The following is a 1,516-nucleotide window of genomic DNA, read 5'->3' as shown; positions in this document are numbered from 1 at the left end:
ATGGTCATGCCGTCAGCGCCGTACTCGGTGCTGTCGGTGCCATCGGTGACGCTGGTGCCAGCGGTTGTCACTTCGGTGACGTTGCCGGCACCGTCATCGACGGTCAGTCCATCGGTGTCGAGCCTGCTGTTGCCGGTGGTCACGCTATCGGCTGTCACGCTATCGACGGTAATGTCGTCATTCAGCGCTACCTGGACCTTGGCATCATCGTCGACGCCGGACTCGGTGACGGTGACGTTGCTGTCACCCTCGAAGGTCACCTTGCCGTTCGGGCCAATGTTATGGCTGTTGCCATTGGTGTCGGCCACGTTCCACCCCGCGTTGGCAGTGGTATTGGCCGAGCGGATGGCGTCATCGATGGTGCTTTCACCGGTACCGCCCACATCACTCATGGTGAAGTCGTTGCCGGTGTAGTCGGCATTGCCGCCCAGCACATTGCTGGCCAGGCTGTCGCCCGCCGCCTGCAGCTGGCTGCCGTTGATGGCATCGCTGCTGGTGCTGTTGATGGCGCCATCGGCGACGCTGGTGATCTTGTTGCCAGCCGCATCGATGCCGCTGGTGGTAACGCTCGGGCCACCGGCAATGGTCATGCCATCGGCGCCGTACTCGGTGCTGTTGGTACCGTCGGTGACGCTGGTGCCAGCGGTCGTCACTTCGGTGACGTTGCCGGCACCGTCATCGACGGTCAGTCCATCGGTGTCGAGCCTGCTGTCACCAGTGGTCACGCTATCGACGGTAATGTTGTCGTTCAGCGCCACCTGGACCTTGGCATCATCGTCGACGCCGGACTCGGTCACCGTGACGTTGCTGTCACCCTCGAAGGTCACCTTGCCGTTGGGGCCAATGTTATGGCTATTGCCATTGGTGTCGGCCACGTTCCAGCCCGCAGTGGCCGCGGTATTGGCCGAGCGGATGGCGTCATCGATGGTGTCTTCACCGGTGCCGCCCACATCACTCATGGCGAAGTCGTTGCCGGTGTAGTCGGCATTGCCGCCCAGCACATTGCTGGCCAGGCTGTCGCCTGCCGCCTGCAGCTGGCTGCCGTTGATGGCATCGCCGCTGGAGGCATTGATGTCGCCATCGGCCACGTTGGTGATCTTGTTGCCAGCCGCATCGATGCCGCTGGTGGTAACGCTCGGGCCACCGGCGATGGTCATGCCGTCGGCGCCATACTCGGTGCTGTTGGTGCCGTCAGTGACGCTGGTACCAGCGGTTGTCACTTCGGTGACGTTGCCGGCACCGTCATCGACGGTCAGACCATCGGTGTCGAGCCTGCTGTCACCGGTGGTCAGGCTGTCGGCCGTGAGATTGGCAGCCAGGTCGAAGGTGACGTCGTTATCGGTGGCGGTCTTACTGACCTCGATATTGCCGTCACTGTTGCTCAGATCGACGCTGTCGCCCGGCCCCACATTGGTCGGGTTGCTGCCCTGGGCACTGATGTCCCAACCCGCATTGGCCGCAGTGTTGGCCGAGCGGATGGCGTCATCGATGGTGTTCTCACCGGTGCCGCCCACGT

Annotated in this window: 1 pseudogene; it reads right to left on the bottom strand. The window is 63.1% G+C overall.

What is annotated here, in order from left to right:
* Window positions 1-1,516: pseudogene (locus Q673_RS0118605) on the bottom strand (hypothetical protein); the annotation flags it as partial.

This window comes from Halomonas sp. PBN3 (genome assembly GCF_000475415.1).
Lineage (GTDB): Bacteria > Pseudomonadota > Gammaproteobacteria > Pseudomonadales > Halomonadaceae > Halomonas > Halomonas shengliensis.
This window is presented reverse-complemented; position numbering and strand designations above follow the sequence as displayed.